Here is a 17,098-nt window from a genome sequence, read left to right on the forward strand (position 1 = left end):
GCCGGCCCGGTGCGGCCCGGGTCAGTTTCCGCACGGCCGGCGCCGGCCAGTCGCTGGCGGCGGCCGACGCCTCCGCCGGCGCCCGGGTCACGCGCGGCGCGGTCTACAAGTACGAGCGCGACGGCGTGACGCACTACACCAATGTCCGCCCGGCCGGCAGCGGTGCGCAAATGCTGTTCAGCTACGTCGAGACCTGCTACGCCTGCGGCCTGCTGCCGGGCGTGGATTTCGGCACCGTGCGGCTCAACCTCGAGGCCTATTCGGGCGAGGTGAAGGCCGCCGCGCAGGAGTTCGGCGTGGACGAGGCCGTGGTGCGGGCGATCATCCACGCCGAATCGGCCTTCCGCCCGAACGCCGTGTCCCATGCCGGCGCCCAGGGCCTGATGCAGCTGATCCCGGCCACGGCCAGCCGCTTCGGGGTGTCGGATGTGTTCGACCCCGCCCAGAACATCCGCGGCGGCGTGCAGTACCTGGCCTGGCTGCTCAAGCGCTACCAGGGCAACCTGACCCTGGCGGCGGCCGGCTACAACGCCGGCGAGGGCGCGGTGGACCGCCATGGCGGCGTGCCGCCCTATGCCGAGACCCAGCGCTACGTCGAACGCGTCGGCCAGCTGGCCGACCGCTACCGCGGGGCCCTGGCGGCCCAGTGAGGCCCGCCGCGGGCAGTTGCCCCGCCGCCGTTGTCGCTCTCGCGCCGCGTCCGCTACAATTGCGCGTCTTTGCCGGCCCGGTGGGCCGCGCATGTTGTCTTTCAGCCACTTAGCAAGAGTTTTCGGAGAGCCGGATGGCTAACGAAGGGGTCAACACGGGGCGTCGCCGCTTCCTGACTGCCAGCACCGCCGTGGTCGGCGCGGTGGGCGTGGGGTTCGCCGCGGTGCCGTTCATCAGTTCCTGGAAGCCCAGCGCGCGGGCCCAGACGGCCGGCGCGCCGGTCGACGTCGACATCAGCAAGATCGACCTCGAGCCGGGCATGCGCATGATCGTGCAGTGGCGCGGCAAGCCGGTGTGGATCTTCAAGCGCACGCCCGAGCAGCTGGCCGCGTTGCCGGCGCTCAACGACCGCCTGCGTGACCCGAACTCGGACAACGCCGACCAGACGCCGGCCTTCGCCAAGAACGAGGGCCGTTCGATCAAGCCCGAGCTGGCCGTGATCGTCGGCATCTGCACCCACCTGGGCTGCTCGCCGAGCTACGTGCCCGAGCTGCAGCCGCAGGCCTTCGACAGCGAATGGCAGGGCGGCTTCTACTGCCCGTGCCACAACTCGCGCTTCGACCTGGCCGGCCGCGTGTTCCAGGGCGTGCCCGCCCCGTCGAACCTCGAGGTCCCGCCCTACCACTTCGTCGACGACAACCACCTCGTCGTGGGCATCGCGCCCGAGGGAGCCGCGTAATGGCCAACATGATCTCCCGCTCCGTCGAGGGCGTCGTGGGCTGGTTCAACGAGCGCACCCCCGGCCTGATCCCGGCGTACAAGAAGCACATGTCGGAGTACTACGCTCCGAAGAACTTCAACGTCTGGTACTACTTCGGTTCGCTGGCGATGCTGGTGCTGGTCAACCAGATCGTCACGGGCATCTTCCTGACGATGCACTACAAGCCGTCCGCCGCCGAGGCCTTCGCCTCGGTCGAGTACATCATGCGCGACGTCGAGTGGGGCTGGCTCATCCGCTACATGCACTCCACGGGCGCCTCGCTGTTCTTCGTGGTGGTGTACCTGCACATGTTCCGCGGCCTGATCTACGGCTCGTACCAGAAGCCGCGCGAACTGGTCTGGGTGCTGGGCGTGGTCATCTTCCTGGTGCTGATGGCCGAGGCCTTCATGGGCTACGTGCTGCCCTGGGGCCAGATGTCCTACTGGGGCGCGCAGGTGATCATCAACCTGTTCGGCGCCATCCCGGTGGTCGGCGTCGAGCTGACCGAGTGGATCCGCGGTGACTACCTGGTCGCCGACGCCACCCTCAACCGCTTCTTCGCCCTGCACGTCATCGCGCTGCCGCTGGTGCTGCTGCTGCTGGTCGTGCTGCACCTGGGCGCCCTGCACGAAGTGGGTTCGAACAACCCCGAGGGCGTGGACATCAAGAAGGTCAAGGACAAGGCCACCGGCAAGCCCGTGGACGGCATCCCCTTCCACCCGTACTACACGGTGAAGGACCTGTTCGGCGCCGGCTTCTTCCTGATGATCTTCGCCTTCATCGTGTTCTTCGCCCCGGCGATGGGCGGCTGGTTCCTGGAGTGGGACAACTTCATCGCCGCCGACCCGATGGTCACCCCGGCGCACATCAAGCCGGTGTGGTACTTCACCCCGTTCTACGCGATGTTGCGCGCGATCCCCGACAAGCTGTTCGGCGTGATGGTGATGGGCGGCGCGGTGATGATCCTGTTCCTGCTTCCGTGGCTGGACCGCTGCAAGGTCAAGTCCATCCGCTACCGCCCGATGCTGCACAAGGTGCTGGTTGCCCTGTTCTGCGTGGCCTTCGTCATCCTCGGCTGGCTCGGTGCGCAGTCGGGTTCGGACGCCCAGAAGCTGGTGGCCCAGGTCCTGACCGCCTTCTACTTCCTGTTCTTCATCACCATGCCGTTCTGGTCCGCCATGGGCCAGACCAAGGCCGTTCCCGAGCGGGTGCCCTCGCATGACTAAGCTGCGCCTCATTGCCCTCCTGCTGGCCCTGGTGCCGGCGATCGGCCTGGCGGCCGGTGCCGGCCCGAAGCTCGAGACCTCGGGTACCGACCTCAGCGACAAGGCGTCGCTGCAGCGCGGCGCCGGCCTGTTCATGAACTACTGCGCCGGCTGCCATGCCCTGTCCATGCACCGCTATTCGCGGATCGCCTCGGACCTCGGCTTGAGCCCGGAGCTGGTGGAACAGAACCTGATGCCGGCCCACGCCAAGATCGGCGAGAACATCAACACCGGCATCAACACCGGCGACGGCAACGCCTGGTTCGGCAAGGCCGCGCCCGACCTGAGCCTGATCGCGCGCGCCAAGCTCGGCGGCCCGGACTACGTGTACTCGTACATCAAGGGCTTCTACATCGACGAGTCCCGCCCGCTGGGCTGGAACAACACGGTGTTCCCGGGCGCCTCGATGCCGAACGTGCTGTGGGACCTGCAGGGCATCCAGCGCCCGGTCTACGACCAGGGCGCCGACGGCCAGAGCCACATCACCCGCCTCGAGCTTTCCAGCCCGGGCCGGCTGAGCCCGGAGGAATTCGACCGGGTGGCCCGCGACATCAGCGCCTTCCTGCAGTACGTGGCCGAGCCGGCCGCGCTCAAGCGCGAGTCGGTCGGCGTCTGGGTGCTGCTGTTCCTGGCTTTCTTCACGTTCATCGCCTACCTGCTGAAGCTGGAATACTGGCGCGACGTGCACTGATATCCCCCGGGAAATCAGTAACTTGGGGCCGCCTTCGGGCGGCCCTTCGTTTTTCCCGGGCCGCCGGCTTGCGGGAAACCGGCCGTTTCGGGCAGGGTTAAGCCTTCACGACGACCGCCGGCAGGGGCTGGCGGCGCCCTGGGGGATCCCTTGATGGCAGCCAGTCCGCGTATCCGCAACGCCCTGACCCTGTTTTCCGCCCGAGATTGCGTCGTATGCCACCGCGTCAGGCTGGTGCTGGCGGCCAAGGGCGTCACCTACGAGCTGGTGCCGGTGGACCCGGCCAGCCCGCCGGAAGACCTGGTGGACCTCAACCCCTACCACTCGGTGCCCACCCTGGTGGATCGCGACCTGGTGCTCTATGCCGCCTCGGTGGTGTCCGAGTACCTCGACGAACGCTACCCGCACCCGCCCCTGATGCCGGTCGACCCGCTGTCGCGCGCCCGCCTGCGCCTGGCCATGCTGCGCCTGGAGCACGAATGGGTGCCGCACGTGCAGGCGGTGCAGCACGGCACCAAGGCCCAGGCCGACGCCGGCCGCAAGCGCCTGAAGGAACTGCTGCTGGCCTCGCTGCCGCTGTTCAAGGCCTCGAAGTTCTTCCTGAACCCGGAAATGAGCCTGGCCGACTGCGCCATCGCGCCCATCATCTGGCGGCTGCCGGCGCTGGGCGTGCAGTTGCCCAAGGAAGCCAAGCTCATCGAGGACTACGGCAACCGCATCTTCCGCAATCCCGCCTACCTGCGTAGCCTTACGCCCGAAGAAAAGGCGCTGCGCGAACTCCCTCAATGACCGAAAGCACGACCCGCATGGGTTCCAACCGCCCCTACCTGCTGCGGGCCCTCAACGAGTGGATCAACGACAACGGGATGACACCCTACCTGCTGGTGGATGCCGGCCGGGACGGGGTGCAGGTTCCTGCGTCTTCGGTGAAGGACGGGCGGGTGGTGCTCAACATCGCCCCGCGCGCCGTCGCCCACCTGGCCATCGACAACCACGAGGTGCGCTTCATGGCGCGCTTCGGCGGCGTCAGCCAGTCGGTGATCGTGCCGGTGTCGGCGGTGATGGCGATCTACGCCCAGGAAACAGGGCAGGGCATGATGCTGCCCGACGATGGCGGTTCGATCGACGACGACGGCCCGGAGCCGCCGTCGGGTCCGGACACGGGCGGCGAGCCGCCGCGCCGCAGCCACCTGCGCGTGGTGAAGTAAGCCCGCTCAGTCGAGCGCGGGGCCCGCGGGCCCCGGCGGCATCGGCCCGGCCAGGGCGCGCAGCTGGCGACCGTGCAGCACGATCCGACCGGCATGGCGGTCTTCGCCGCCGGTGGAATATTCGAAGCCGAAGTGGCGCTCCAGGCCCAGCCAGCCGTCCGGCCCGCGCCGCACCCGGATGGCGAGCAGGTGCACGCTCTGGTCCAGCCATTGCACGCCGGCGCGCGCACAGGCCCGCTGTCCGATGACAGTGGCGGTTTCCGCCGCGGCGCGGCCGGCGAACCAGAACACCAGCAGGCCCATGGCCAGCGCGGAAACGATCAGGGTCGAGAGCATGGGTGCAGTGTGGGGACGCTTCGGCCGGCCCACAAGCCGCCCCCTGCCCGCAGTGCCTTCACATGGCTAAGATAGTCCCCGGACCTTGGCCGGACGGCCACGCCGATTCGCAGGAGAGCGAAGATGAAACTGGTGTTTCCCAATGGCGAACATGCGCAGGTGCTGCTCAGCCACGGCGTGAACCGCATCGGCTCCGGCGCGGAAGGCGCCGTGGTGCTGTCCGAGCCCGGCATCGCGCCGCTGCACTGCGAGATCCACGTCACCGGCACCGGCGCCAACCTGCAGGTGCCCGCGGGCGGCGGCGCGGTGACGGTGAACGGCAAGCCGGTGGCCGACATCATGGCGCTGCGCGCCGGCGACCAGATCGGCATCGGTCCGGTGGTGGCGCGTTTTGCCATCGTCGAGGCCGCGCGCGCGGTTTCGGCGCCTTCGGCGTCCGCCTCGGCCGAGGAAGACACCGGTGCCACCCGCGTGCGCATGGCGGTGCCCAAGTACGTGCTGCGCGGCGTGTCCGGCGCGGTGTTCGGCAAGGTGTTCCCGGTGACCGGGCCGGTGGTGATCGGCCGCGCCGCGGAAGCCGACATTTCCGTGCAGGCCGACGAGATCTCGCGCCGCCACGCCCTGGTCAAGCCGACGCCGGACGGCGTGTCGGTCGAGGACCTGGGTTCCTCCAACGGCACCTTCATCAACGGCAAGCACGTGCAGCAGGGCTTCCTGAAGGCCGGCGACGAGCTGCGCCTGGATGCCGTGCGTTTCATCCTGGTGGCGCCCGGCATGGAAATGGCGCAGCAGACCACGCGCCTGGCCACGCCGGAGGCCGCGCCCGCCGCGACCGGTGGCGGCGGCGTCAGCAAGTGGGTGCCGATCATGCTTACCGCCGCGGCGGTGCTGGTGATCGTGGCGCTGGTGCTCAGCCGCGGCTGAATCCGCGGCTGTCGCCTGCCTTCAGGGCGGCGGGTCGCCGAGGCGCATCGACAGGTCGAGCGCCTGCACGTGCTTGGTCAGCGCGCCGATGGAAACATAGTCCACGCCGATGCCGGCGATGGCGCGCAGGCGTTCCAGCGTCACGCCGCCCGACACTTCCAGCGGCGTGCGGCCCGCGGCGCGGCGCACCGCCTCGCGCAGGTCGGCTTCGCTGAAATCGTCCACCAGGATGCGGTCGCAGCCGGCGGCCAGGGCCTGGTCGAGTTCGTCCAGCGATTCCACTTCGATGATCAGCGGCAGCGCCGGGTGCCGCGCACGCGCGGCCGCGGCCGCCGCGGCGATCGAGCCGGCGGCGTGGATGTGGTTTTCCTTCAGCATCACCGCGTCGTACAGGCCCATGCGGTGGTTGCTGCCACCGCCGGCGCGCACCGCGTATTTCTGGGCCTGGCGCAGGCCGGGCAGGGTCTTGCGGGTGTCGAGCACGCGGGTGCGGCTGCCGGCCACCGCGGCGACGCATTCGGCGGTGCGGCTGGCGGTGGCGGAAAGCGTCTGCAGGAAATTCAGGGCCGGGCGCTCGGCGCTCACCAGCGCGCGCGAACGGCCGGTGATCGTCACCAGCACGGTGCCGGCGGCCACGGCCTGGCCCTCGCCCACGCGCCAGTCGAGCCGCGCGTTCGGGTCCAGCGCCAGGAAGCAGGCGTCGAACCAGGGGCGGCCGGCGATGACGCCCGCTTCCTTGGCGATGACGTAGGCGCGGGCGGGTTCGTCGGGCAGCAGGTCGGCGGTGGCGTCGCCCGGGCCGATGTCCTCGGCCAGGGCGCGCGCGACGTCGGCGGCCACCACGTCGGCCGGCGGCGGGGTCAGCGGCTCGGCCATGTCAGCGCGGGAAATCGGCGACCTGGGCGGTGGCGATGGCTTCGTCGGCCAGCAGCACCGGGATGCCGTCGTCGATGCGGTAGGCGGTGCGGCGGTCGCGCGTCACCAGGCCTTCCGACAGCGGTTCGGCCTGCGGGCTGCCGTCGGCCCGGGTGACGCCGCCGGCGGCGATGGCCCGGTTCAGGGCCTCGAGGTCGGCGGCGGCCAGCAGGGCCAGGGGCTGTTTGCTGGCCGGGCAGCAGAGGATGTCGAGCAGTTTGCGGTCCATGGGAAACGCCGGTGTCCGGGCTGGGAGCTTGGGTCTAGAATAGCCTTTTGCCAAAGCCGCCCGCCATGAACCAAGCCGCCGTAGCCCCGCTGGTCGGGGTCGTCATGGGTTCCCGGTCCGACTGGGAGACGATGCAGCACGCCGTCGCCCGCCTGGAAAAACTGGGCGTGCCGCACGAAGTGCGGGTCGTTTCCGCGCACCGCACGCCGGACCTGCTGGCCGAATACGCCAAGGCCGCCGAAGGCCGCGGCCTGCGCGCGATCATCGCCGGCGCCGGCGGCGCGGCGCACCTGCCGGGCATGATCGCGGCGATGACGCCGGTGCCCGTGCTGGGCGTGCCGGTGCAGAGCAAGGCGCTCAACGGCCTCGATTCGCTGCTTTCGATCGTGCAGATGCCGGCCGGCGTGCCGGTGGCCACCTTCGCCATCGGCGTGGCGGGCGCGGCCAATGCCGGCCTGTTCGCCGCCGCGCTGTTGGCGGCCGACCACCCGGCGGTGCGCGAGGCGCTGGCGAAGTTCCGCGCCGAACAGACCCGCGACGTGCTCGAGCACGCGGACCCGCGCCAGCCATGACCACCGTCGGCATCCTCGGCGGCGGGCAGCTGGCCCGCATGATGGCGCTGTCGGGCGCGCCGCTCGGCCTGCGATTCCTGGTGCTCGACTCCACCGCCGACGCCTGCGCCGCGCAGTTCGCGCCGCTGCTGCAGGCCGACTACCGCGACGAGGCCGGCCTGGCCGAATTCGCCCGCCGCGTGGACGTGGCCACCTTCGATTTCGAGAACGTGCCCGCCGAAAGCGCGCGCTGGCTGGCCGAGCGCGTGCCGGTGTTCCCGAACCCGCGCGCGCTGGCCGTGGCCCAGGACCGGCTGGCGGAAAAGACGCTGTTCCAGGAACTCGGCATCCCGGTGCCGGAGTTCGCCGCCATCGATTCGCGCGAAGGGCTCGACGCCGCGCTCGCGCGCATCGGCACGCCCTGCATCCTCAAGACCCGGCGCCTGGGCTATGACGGCAAAGGCCAGTTCCGCCTTCGCTCGCCGGCCGACGCCGATGCCGCCTGGGCCGCGCTCGGCGCGCAGGCGGGCACGGTGGGCCTGATCCTCGAGGGTTTCGTCGCTTTCCAGCGCGAGTTGTCGGTGGTGGCCGTGCGCGGCCGCGACGGCGAGCTGCGCACCTGGCCGCTCACCGAGAACTGGCACGAGGACGGCATCCTTTCCGCCAGCCTGGCGCCGGCCAGCGCCGGTGCCGAGTTGGAATCGCAGGCGCTGGCCACCGCGCGCCGCGTGGCGGAGGCGCTCGATTACGTCGGCGTGTTCGCGCTCGAGCTGTTCCTCAAGGACGGCGTGCTGATGGCCAACGAGATGGCGCCGCGCGTGCACAACTCCGGCCACTGGACCATCGAGGGCGCCGAGACCTCGCAGTTCCAGAACCACTTGCGCGCCGTGCTGGGCCTGCCGCTGGGCAGCACCCGCGCCATCGGCCACAGCGTCATGCTCAACTGGATCGGCGCCATGCCCGAGGCCGCGCCGGTGCTGGCCGAAGCCGGCGGCCACTGGCACGACTACGGCAAGTCGCCGCGCGAAGGCCGCAAGGTCGGCCACGCCACGCTGCGGGCCGACAGCCCGGCGGAGCTGGCCGCGGCGCTGGCGCGCGTGGGCAAGGCCCTGGGCCGCGGCGCGCAGGTCGCGCCCCCCGTCGCCCGCCTGCAGGGCGGCTGATCCCCCGCGGGAACGCGTCACGCTTCGGGCGGGAAGACCACCACGTGGGCCAGGTCGGGGCGAATGCGCACCCGGGCACCGGGTTCGCGCTGCTGGTGGCTGGGGAAGAGCGCGCTGAGCGTGGTGCCGTCGGCCAGCACCAGGGTGTGCAGCGATTCGGCGCCGCGGAAGGCCACCGCGCGCACTTCGGCTTCCATGCCTTCGCCCTCGCCGGGCCGCAGGTCGTCGGGGCGGAGCAGCACGCGCACCGCGCTGCCCACCGGATAGTCCAGGCCGCCCGACACCTCGAGGTCGCCCAGCGCGGTGGCCACGCGGCCCCCCGCGAGCACGCGCGCCGGCAGGAAGCGTCCTTCGCCCACGAACGACGCCACGAAGGGCGTGGCCGGGCGATGGTAGAGCTCGAAGCCCGGCGCCCACTGCAGCAGGCGGCCGGCTTGCATCACGCCCACGGTGTCGGCGAAAGCGAAGGCTTCTTCCTGGTCGTGGGTGACCAGCAGCGCGGCGATGCCGAGTTGCCGCAGCAGCGCGCGCAGGTCGTCGCGCAGGCGGCCGCGCAGGTCGGCGTCGAGGCTGGAGAAGGGTTCGTCGAGCAGCAGCAGGTCGGGGCGCGGCGCCAGCGAACGCGCCAGGGCCACGCGCTGTTGCTGGCCGCCGGAAAGTTCATGCGGATAGCGCGCGGCGAACGCCTCGAGGCCGAGCATCGCCAGCGTTTCCAGTGCGCGCGCACGGCGTTCGCCGCGCGGCAGGCGGTGCAGGCCGAAGCCCACGTTGTCTTCCACCGTCAGGTGCGGAAACAGCGCCAGGTCCTGGAACACGAAGCCCAGGCCCCGCCGTTCGGGCGGCAGGCGCAGCGCGTCGGCGCCGCGCAGCCGCAGCTGGCCCGAATCCGGCGCGTGGAAGCCGGCGATCGCGCGCAGCAGGGTGGTCTTGCCGCAGCCGCTGGGCCCGAGCAGGCAGCCCAGCTCGCCGGGCCGCAGCGCCAGGCTGAGCGAAACGACGGCCGGCTGCCCTGCGTGCGAGCAGGACAGCCGGTCGGCTTCGAGCAGCGGCGCCGCGTCGGGCATCAGGCCATCTGGCCGGCGACGAAGTCCCAGTTCACCAGGTTCCAGAACGACTCGACGTACTTGGCGCGGGCGTTGCGGTAGTCGATGTAGTACGCGTGCTCCCAGACGTCGCAGGTGAGCAGCGGCTTGTCGGCGCCGGTGAGCGGGGTGGCGGCGTTGGGCGTGCTGACCAGGGCCAGCGAACCGTCCGGGCGCTGCACCAGCCAGGCCCAGCCCGAACCGAAGGTGGTCAGCGCGGTCTGGGTGAACTGCTCCTTGAACGCCGCGAAGCTGCCGAAGGCCTTGTTGATGGCCTCGGCCAGCGCGCCGGTGGGCTCGCCGCCGCCGTTGGGCTTGAGGCAGTTCCAGTAGAAGGTGTGGTTCCACACCTGCGCGGCGTTGTTGAACATGCCGCCCTGCGACTTGCGCACGATGGCTTCCAGGTCCAGGGACTCGAACTCGGTGCCCTTGATCTGGTTGTTGAGGTTGGTGACGTAGGTCTGGTGGTGCTTGCCGTAGTGGAAATCGATGGTCTCGGCCGAGATGTGCGGCTCGAGGGCGGCGCGGTCGTAGGGCAGGGCGGGCAGTTCGATGGCCATGGGGCTCTCCTTTCGGGTGGGGTGGGGCGCCGGCGGGCGGCGTCCAAGCCGTATAATTCTAGCCCCAACGCGGCCCTTCCCCCCGGGTCGCCATCGCAACGGAGCTTCACATGAGCGTCATGGACCGCATCAAGGCCGAGGTCGAAGGCCACCCGATCGTTCTCTTCATGAAGGGCACGCCGCAGTTCCCGATGTGCGGCTTCTCCAGCCGCGCCGTGCAGGCGCTCAAGGGCGCCGGCGCCACCAGCTTCCACAGTGTCAACGTGCTCGAGGACCCGGAAGTGCGCGCGAACCTGCCGCGTTATTCCGACTGGCCGACCTTCCCGCAGCTCTTCATCAACGGCGAACTGATCGGCGGCTGCGACATCACCGTCGACCTGCTGCAGAGCGGCGAACTGGCCCGCATGGTGGCCGAGGCGCAGAAGGCCGCATGAGCACCGCGCCGGCGCCGCTGCCCGCGGTCGCGCCCGACGCGCTGGCCGGCCGGGTGGTGCTGGTCACGGGCGCGCACGGCGGCCTCGGCGCCGAGGCGGCCAAGGCTTGCGCGCGCGCCGGTGCCACGGTGGTGCTGCTCGGCCGCAAGGTGCCCAAGCTCAACCGCGTTTATGACGCGGTGAAGGCGCTGGGGCCGGAGCCGGCGATCTACCCGCTCGACCTGGCCGGCGCCGACCCGGCCGACTACGCCGCGCTGGCGGAACGGGTGGCCACCGACCTGGGCGGCCTGCACGGGCTGCTGCACTGTGCCGCGGAATTCAGCGGCCTGGCCCCGCTCGAGGCCACCGACCCGGAGGCCTTCGTGCGCACCCTGCACGTGAACCTGACGGCGCCCTGGCTGCTGACCCAGGCCTGCCTGCCCTGGATGCGCCGGCACCAGGACGCCGCCGCGGTCTTCGTCACCGACGACCCGGCCCGCGTGGGCAAGGCCTACTGGGGCGCCTACGGCCTGGCCAAGCAGGGCCTGGCCGCGCTGGTGCGCCAGCTGAGCGCGGAAACCGATGCCACCCCGGTGCGGGTGTCCGGCCTGGAACCGGGCCCCATGCGCACCGACCTGCGTGCCCGCGCCTATGCCGACGAGGCCCAGTTGCGCGTCCCGGCCCCGGCGGCCTATGCCCCCGCCTGCGTGCACCTGCTTTCGCCGGCCGGAGCCGCCAGGCGCGGCCAGGTCTGGGCGCCCCGGGTGGCGGCGTGACCACGCTCTCGGCAGCCCTGCTGCTGTTCCTCATCCTGGACCCGCTGGGCAACATCCCGGTCTTCCTGGGCCTGCTCAAGCCGCTGCCGGCTGCGCGCCGGCGGGTGGTGCTGGCCCGGGAGCTGCTGATCGCCCTGGTGGTGCTGTTCGCCTTCCTCTGGGGCGGCAAGTACGTGCTCGAGGCCATGCACCTGCGCCAGGAGTCGGTGTCCATCGCCGGCGGCATCGTGCTGTTCCTGATCGGCCTGAAGATGATCTTCCCCAGCGCCGAGGGCATGTTCGGCGAAGTCCCGGACGGGGAGCCCTTCATCGTGCCCATGGCCATCCCGCTGGTGGCCGGCCCCTCGGGCATGGCCGCCGTGATGCTGCTGGCGGCCCAGGAGCCCGACCGGATGGGCGACTGGAGCCTGGCCCTGACCCTGGCCTGGCTGGGTACGGCCGCCCTGCTGTTTTCGGCCACCTACCTCTACAAGGTGCTGGGCATGCGGGTCCTGACCGCCGTGGAGCGGCTGATGGGCATGCTGCTGGTGGCCATTTCGGTGCAGATGCTCCTGGACGGGGTCGCGGCCTACCTGCGGGCCGGCCTGGCCGGGTGACCCCCGCCATCGCGCCGTCACCTGAATGACATGTAAGCCGGTTAGCGTGTTAAACTCTTGTTATTGCTAAGGGGCCCAGGGGACACCCTCCCGGCAATTCATCAAGGAATAGCCGTGCCTGGCCCGTCAGGCACCGCGGCGGGACGCCGCAGTCTTTTTTTTCGCCACTCCTAAAATCAGGGTTAACCACCATGACCAATCGCAACCGGGTTCGGCTTTCGCAGCTCTCCCTCGGCCTCGCCATCGCGCTCGCGGCGGCTCCGGCTTTCGCGCAGAACACCACCGCCGCCGTCGGCGGTCGCATCGTCGGCACCGACGAGCAGCCGGTGGCCGGCGCCCAGGTGACCATCGTCCACACCCCGTCGGGCACCGTCAGCAACGCCATGACCGGCGCCGACGGCCGCTACTCCGCGCGCGGCCTGCGCGTCGGCGGTCCCTACACGATCACCATCGTGAAGGACGGCGTTTCCGAGGTCCGCGAGGGCGTGTACCTGCAGCTGGCTGAAACCACCGCCATCGACGCCACCCTGGGCGAAGACGTGGCCACCCTGGCCGCCGTCGAAGTGACCGGCTCGGCCGTGATGTCGGAAGTGTTCGCCGCCGACAAGATGGGCACCGGCACCAACGTCAACCGCGGCCAGATCGAGGCGCTGCCCTCGGCCAACCGCAACATCCAGGACTACATCCGCCTGGATCCGCGCATCGCCCAGACCAGCAAGGCCGACGGCGCGATCTCGGCCGGTGGCCAGAACACCCGCTACAACCTGATCAAGATCGACGGCGTCAGCAGCTCCGACCCGTTCGGCCTGGAGTCGAACAACCTGCCGACCGAGCGCCAGCCGGTCTCGATCGACGCGATCGAAGAAATCAACATCGACCTCGCCAACTACGACACCACCATCTCCGGCGGCACCGGCGCGGTCGTGAACGCGGTCACCAAGTCGGGCACCAACGAGTTCCACGGCTCGCTGTACTACACCCTGCGCGACGGTGACTGGGTCCGTGAAGACCTGAACGGCGTGAAGTTCAACGGCTTCGAGTCCGAGGACACCTACGGCGGCACCTTCGGTGGCCCGCTGGTCAAGGACCGCCTGTTCTTCTTCGTGAACTACGAGAACTACGTGCGTACCGCGCCGGCCACCGGCTTCGGCGCCACCCCGTACGGTTCGGGCCAGATCACCGACGCCAACATCGCCGCCGTGCAGGCCGCGGCCGCGGCCTACGGCTTCGACGCCGGCGGCATCGAGGGCCTGAACGCCGACACCGAGATCGAGGAATACGCGGTCAAGCTCGACTGGAACATCACCGACGCCCACCGCGCCGCGCTGCGCTACAGCTTCCTCGAGCAGGGCGTGCTGCGCTTCCCGCAGGTGGACAACAACTCCATCTCGCTCGACACCTTCTGGTACAACTACGCGAAGGAATTCGAGTCGACCGTGTTCGAGCTGTTCAGCGACTGGACCGACAGCTTCTCGACCGAGTTCAAGGTGTCCCGCCGTGACTACGTCGCCGTGCGCGAGACCAACTCGAACCTGCCCCAGATCGAAATCCGCGGCTTCGGCACCGGCAACAACTCGATCTACATCGGCACCGAGCAGAACAGCCACGTCAACCTGATCGACACCGAGCAGACCTCGATGTTCCTGGCCGGCAACCTCTTCGTGGGCGACCACGAGATGAAGTTCGGCGCGGACTACGAGAAGAACGACATCATCAACTTCTACGGCCGCGACCTGAACGGTACCTACCAGTTCAACAACCTGGCCGACTTCATCGCCGGCAACCCGGCCACCTACGTCGTGCGCGCCCCGCGCCCGAACGGTGGTACCTATGCCGACATCCCGGCGGCCTACACCCAGAGCAACACGGGCCTGTTCATCCAGGACACCTGGTCGGTCAACTACAACCTGACCCTGATGTTCGGCCTGCGTTACGACGCCCCGGACTTCGACGAGCAGAAGCTGTACAACGAGTACGTCTCGAACATCTACGGCTACGACAACTCCAACACCGTCGACGTCTCGATCCTGCAGCCGCGCGTCGGCTTCAACTACACCTTCGACTCCGAGCGCCCGACCCAGGTCCGCGGCGGCCTCGGCCTGTTCCAGGGCGCCTCGCCGAACGTCTGGCTGGCCGGCGCCTACCAGAACACCGGCCTGAACTACGTGCAGTACGAAGAGCGCAACGGCGGCAACTTCGAGCCGGGCGTTCCCCCGTACATCCCGGCCACCGGCCTGAACCCGGCCTGCTTCCCGGTTCCGACCCTGTCGAACTGCCCGCGCCAGAACGTCGACATCATCGCGCCTGACTTCGCGCTGCCGTCGGTGTGGAAGGCCAACATCGCGTTCGACCACGAACTGCCGTGGCACGGCATCGTGTTCAGCGCCGAGGCCCTGGTCACCAACGTCAAGGACGGCCTGTTCATCCAGCGCCTCGATCCGTTCAACGCCAATGGCGACGGCGTCACCGCCATCGGTCCGGACGGCCGCGAGCTGTTCTGGAACGCCAACGGCCTGAACCCGGACCGTCGCGGCAACTTCGGCATCTCCAACGGCACCAACGGCGCCTTCAACCGCGCCCTGCGCCCGAACGGCGTCGGCGACGTGTTCCTGATCAGCAACACCGACAAGGGCGAGAGCACCCAGCTGACCTTCGGCCTCGACAAGCCGCTGGTCGACACCTGGGGTTGGAGCCTGTACTACACCTACACCGAGGCGACCGAAGTCAGCCCGATGACCAGCTCGACCAACTCGTCGAACTGGGGTGGCACGCTGATCGGCTCGATGAACGAGGACGTGGCCTATGACTCGCGCTACGCGATCAAGGACCGCATCACCGGCACGGTGAGCTGGCGCCACAACTTCTTCGAGAACTACGAGACCCGCGTCTCCATGTTCTACGAAGGCCGCTCGGGCCGTCCGTTCAGCTACATCTTCCGCAACGACGCCAACGGCGACAACGGTGGCTTCAATGACCTGTTCTACGTGCCGAACGGCCCGGGCGACGTGGTCTTCACCGGCGGCGCGGCGATGGAAGCCTCGTTCTTCGCGTGGCTCGAGCAGAACCCGGAGCTGATGGCCTACCAGGGCCAGATCGCCCCGGCCAACGCCTTCCGCACCGAGTGGGTGAACAGCTTCGACGTTCGCATCACCCAGGAGCTGCCGGGCTTCGCCAAGGGCCACAAGTCGGTCCTGGCCCTCGACATCATGAACATCGGCAACCTCCTGAATAAGGAGTGGGGCCTGATCGAGGACTACGGCTTCAACTCGACCCAGCAGCTGGCCAACTACGCCGGCATCTGCGGCCCGACCACCGTGTTGGCCGCCTGCGCGGGCAACGAGGGTCGTTACGTGTACCACTGGACTGGCCCGGGCACCGGCGCGCAGATCCAGGAGAACAACAACGACAAGGGCAACACCGCGGTCTCGCGCTGGTCGGTCATGCTGAGCTTCAAGTACCAGTTCTGATCGAAGCGCCTTGAGTCACCTGGACGGCCGGCGGGAAACCGCCGGCCGTTTCTTTTTCGCGACCCGGGCGGTGCTAGAGTTCCGGGTCCGGCAACGACAGACAGAAAAAGCAGAAAAGATGAGCGAGACCCCCAAGGCTTCGGCCACCGTGAACGCCCGCATCTCCCCGCGCGGCGGCCTGGACATCCTTTCCCGCGACGAGGTGGCCCGCCTCGCCGACGCTTCCACCGGCGGCCAGCGCGACCTGCTTCGCCGCTGCGCGCTCGCGGTGCTCACCAGCGGCAGCGATTCCGACGACCCGCGCGCGGCCGCCCAGCGCTACGCCGACTTCGACATCGAGGTGCACCAGCAGGACCGCGGCATCAAGATCGAGCTGAGGAACGCGCCGGGCGAAGCCTTCGTCGAGGGCGAGATCATCCGCGGCATCGCCGAGAACCTGTTCGCGGTGGTGCGCGACATCGTCTACAACGCCAACGAGGTGTCCGGCAGCGGCCGCATCGACCTCAACACCGGGCCGGGCATGACCGAGGCGGTGTTCGAGATCCTGCGCAACGCGCGGGTGATGAAGAGCTACCAGGAGCCGAACCTGGTGGTGTGCTGGGGCGGCCACTCGATCAACCGCGAGGAATACCTGTACACCAAGAAGGTGGGCTACGAGCTGGGCCTGCGCGGCCTCGACATCTGCACCGGCTGCGGCCCGGGCGCCATGAAGGGCCCGATGAAGGGCGCCACCATCGCCCACGCCAAGCAGCGGCACTGGAAGCCGCGCTACATCGGCATCACCGAGCCGGGCATCATCGCGGCCGAGTCGCCGAACCCGATCGTCAACCACCTGGTGATCATGCCGGACATCGAAAAGCGCCTGGAGGCCTTCGTGCGCCTGGGCCACGGCATCATCGTGTTCCCGGGTGGCGTCGGGACGGCCGAGGAAATCCTGTACATGCTGGGCCTGCTGCTGCACCCGGCCAACCAGGACCTGCCGTTCCCGCTGATCCTCACCGGCCCCAAGGCCTCGGCGGCCTACTTCGAGCAGATCGACCAGTTCCTGCAGCTCACCCTGGGCGAGCAGGGCCGCAGCCGCTACCGCATCATCGTCGACGACCCGGCGGCGGTGGCCAAGGAAATGCGCGCCGGCCTGAAGAAGGTGCGCGAGCACCGCCTGGGCGAGCATGACGCCTTCTTCTTCAACTGGTCGCTGACCATTCCCTTCGAATTCCAGCAGCCGTTCGCGCCGACCCACCGCGCCATGGCCGAACTCAACCTGCGCCGCGACCAGCCCCTGCACCTGCTGGCCGCCGACCTGCGCCGCGCCTTCTCGGGCATCGTCGCCGGCAACGTGAAGGAAGAGGGCATGCGGGAAATCGAAAAACACGGCCCGTTCCGCATCGACGGCGACCGGGACATCATGCGGGCGCTCGATGCCCTGCTGCGCGCCTTCGTCGAGCAGCGGCGCATGAAGATCGCCGGCACCTACGAACCCTGCTACCAGGTCGTCGGCGACTGAAGCCGCC

Annotated in this window: 19 protein-coding genes; 14 read left to right on the forward strand and 5 right to left on the reverse strand. The window is 69.4% G+C overall.

All coding sequences use genetic code 11. The features are described from left to right. The 6 genes from N790_RS03980 to N790_RS04005 form a co-directional block, all read left to right on the forward strand. Positions 1 to 650, forward strand: a 650-nt coding sequence (locus N790_RS03980; RefSeq protein ID WP_211251948.1) for a lytic transglycosylase domain-containing protein, incomplete at its 5' end; no start/stop codon positions are given. A 134-nt stretch (positions 651 to 784) separates the two neighbouring features. Continuing rightward, positions 785 to 1,390, forward strand: a complete 606-nt coding sequence (gene petA / locus N790_RS03985; protein ID WP_043801057.1) for a ubiquinol-cytochrome c reductase iron-sulfur subunit — start codon at positions 785 to 787, stop codon at positions 1,388 to 1,390. After that, positions 1,390 to 2,637 (forward strand): cytochrome b, encoded by a 1,248-nt coding sequence (locus N790_RS03990; RefSeq protein ID WP_043801059.1) that lies wholly within the window; start codon positions 1,390 to 1,392, stop codon positions 2,635 to 2,637. The genes petA and N790_RS03990 overlap by 1 nt, the downstream gene beginning before the upstream one ends. Further along, entirely contained in the window at positions 2,630 to 3,367 is a 738-nt protein-coding gene (locus N790_RS03995; RefSeq protein ID WP_043801060.1) for a cytochrome c1, read from the forward strand. The genes N790_RS03990 and N790_RS03995 overlap by 8 nt, the downstream gene beginning before the upstream one ends. 153 nt (positions 3,368 to 3,520) lie before the next feature. Then, entirely contained in the window at positions 3,521 to 4,156 is a 636-nt protein-coding gene (locus N790_RS04000) for a glutathione S-transferase N-terminal domain-containing protein (protein WP_043801062.1), read from the forward strand. Beyond that, entirely contained in the window at positions 4,153 to 4,575 is a 423-nt protein-coding gene (locus N790_RS04005) for a ClpXP protease specificity-enhancing factor (RefSeq protein ID WP_043801065.1), read from the forward strand. Before N790_RS04000 ends, N790_RS04005 begins: the two co-directional genes overlap by 4 nt. 6 nt (positions 4,576 to 4,581) lie before the next feature. Here the strand turns inward: N790_RS04005 and N790_RS04010 are convergent, their stop codons facing one another. Next, positions 4,582 to 4,911, reverse strand: coding sequence for a DUF3301 domain-containing protein (locus N790_RS04010; protein ID WP_052385670.1), 330 nt, complete (start codon positions 4,909 to 4,911; stop codon positions 4,582 to 4,584). A gap of 123 nt (positions 4,912 to 5,034) precedes the next feature. On the opposite strand from N790_RS04010, the gene N790_RS15120 reads away from it, so the two are divergent. Then, on the forward strand, positions 5,035 to 5,835 hold the full coding sequence (locus N790_RS15120; RefSeq protein WP_084062611.1) for an FHA domain-containing protein: 801 nt from the start codon (positions 5,035 to 5,037) through the stop codon (positions 5,833 to 5,835). Between the two features lie 21 nt (positions 5,836 to 5,856). On the opposite strand, the gene nadC is transcribed toward N790_RS15120, so the two are convergent. Together nadC and N790_RS04025 are read right to left on the reverse strand one after the other, a co-directional pair. Further along, entirely contained in the window at positions 5,857 to 6,711 is an 855-nt protein-coding gene (gene nadC, locus N790_RS04020; RefSeq protein ID WP_043801066.1) for a carboxylating nicotinate-nucleotide diphosphorylase, read from the reverse strand. A gap of 1 nt (position 6,712) precedes the next feature. After that, on the reverse strand, positions 6,713 to 6,979 hold the full coding sequence (locus tag N790_RS04025) for a Trm112 family protein (protein ID WP_043801068.1): 267 nt from the start codon (positions 6,977 to 6,979) through the stop codon (positions 6,713 to 6,715). Positions 6,980 to 7,044: 65 nt separating this feature from the next. Here N790_RS04025 and purE point away from each other — a divergent pair, with 65 nt between their 5' ends. Together purE and N790_RS04035 are read left to right on the forward strand one after the other, a co-directional pair. Continuing rightward, entirely contained in the window at positions 7,045 to 7,551 is a 507-nt protein-coding gene (gene purE / locus N790_RS04030) for a 5-(carboxyamino)imidazole ribonucleotide mutase (RefSeq protein ID WP_043801069.1), read from the forward strand. Then, a complete protein-coding gene (locus N790_RS04035; RefSeq protein WP_043801072.1) occupies positions 7,548 to 8,693 on the forward strand; it encodes a 5-(carboxyamino)imidazole ribonucleotide synthase in 1,146 nt (381 codons plus the stop codon). Before purE ends, N790_RS04035 begins: the two co-directional genes overlap by 4 nt. A gap of 17 nt (positions 8,694 to 8,710) precedes the next feature. On the opposite strand, the gene N790_RS04040 is transcribed toward N790_RS04035, so the two are convergent. Further along, positions 8,711 to 9,757 carry an ABC transporter ATP-binding protein gene (locus tag N790_RS04040; protein ID WP_043801073.1) on the reverse strand — a complete coding sequence of 349 codons (1,047 nt, stop codon included), beginning with the start codon at positions 9,755 to 9,757 and terminating at the stop codon, positions 8,711 to 8,713. After that, positions 9,757 to 10,335, reverse strand: a complete 579-nt coding sequence (locus tag N790_RS04045; RefSeq protein ID WP_043801074.1) for a superoxide dismutase — start codon at positions 10,333 to 10,335, stop codon at positions 9,757 to 9,759. The genes N790_RS04040 and N790_RS04045 overlap by 1 nt, the downstream gene beginning before the upstream one ends. Positions 10,336 to 10,445: 110 nt before the next feature. On the opposite strand from N790_RS04045, the gene grxD reads away from it, so the two are divergent. From grxD to ppnN, 5 genes are all read left to right on the forward strand, one after another. Next, complete coding sequence (grxD, locus tag N790_RS04050; protein WP_043801076.1) at positions 10,446 to 10,769, forward strand: Grx4 family monothiol glutaredoxin; 324 nt, start codon at positions 10,446 to 10,448, stop codon at positions 10,767 to 10,769. Then, positions 10,766 to 11,524 carry an SDR family NAD(P)-dependent oxidoreductase gene (locus tag N790_RS04055; RefSeq protein WP_043801078.1) on the forward strand — a complete coding sequence of 253 codons (759 nt, stop codon included), beginning with the start codon at positions 10,766 to 10,768 and terminating at the stop codon, positions 11,522 to 11,524. Before grxD ends, N790_RS04055 begins: the two co-directional genes overlap by 4 nt. Beyond that, positions 11,521 to 12,120 (forward strand): YhgN family NAAT transporter, encoded by a 600-nt coding sequence (locus N790_RS04060; protein WP_043801079.1) that lies wholly within the window; start codon positions 11,521 to 11,523, stop codon positions 12,118 to 12,120. Before N790_RS04055 ends, N790_RS04060 begins: the two co-directional genes overlap by 4 nt. A 191-nt stretch (positions 12,121 to 12,311) precedes the next feature. Next, positions 12,312 to 15,587 (forward strand): TonB-dependent receptor, encoded by a 3,276-nt coding sequence (locus tag N790_RS04065; RefSeq protein ID WP_043801081.1) that lies wholly within the window; start codon positions 12,312 to 12,314, stop codon positions 15,585 to 15,587. Between the two features lie 118 nt (positions 15,588 to 15,705). Continuing rightward, entirely contained in the window at positions 15,706 to 17,091 is a 1,386-nt protein-coding gene (gene ppnN, locus N790_RS04070) for a nucleotide 5'-monophosphate nucleosidase PpnN (protein WP_043801082.1), read from the forward strand. Positions 17,092 to 17,098 lie beyond the last annotated feature (7 nt).

The organism is Arenimonas malthae CC-JY-1 (genome assembly GCF_000747075.1).
GTDB classification, from domain to species: domain Bacteria; phylum Pseudomonadota; class Gammaproteobacteria; order Xanthomonadales; family Xanthomonadaceae; genus Arenimonas; species Arenimonas malthae.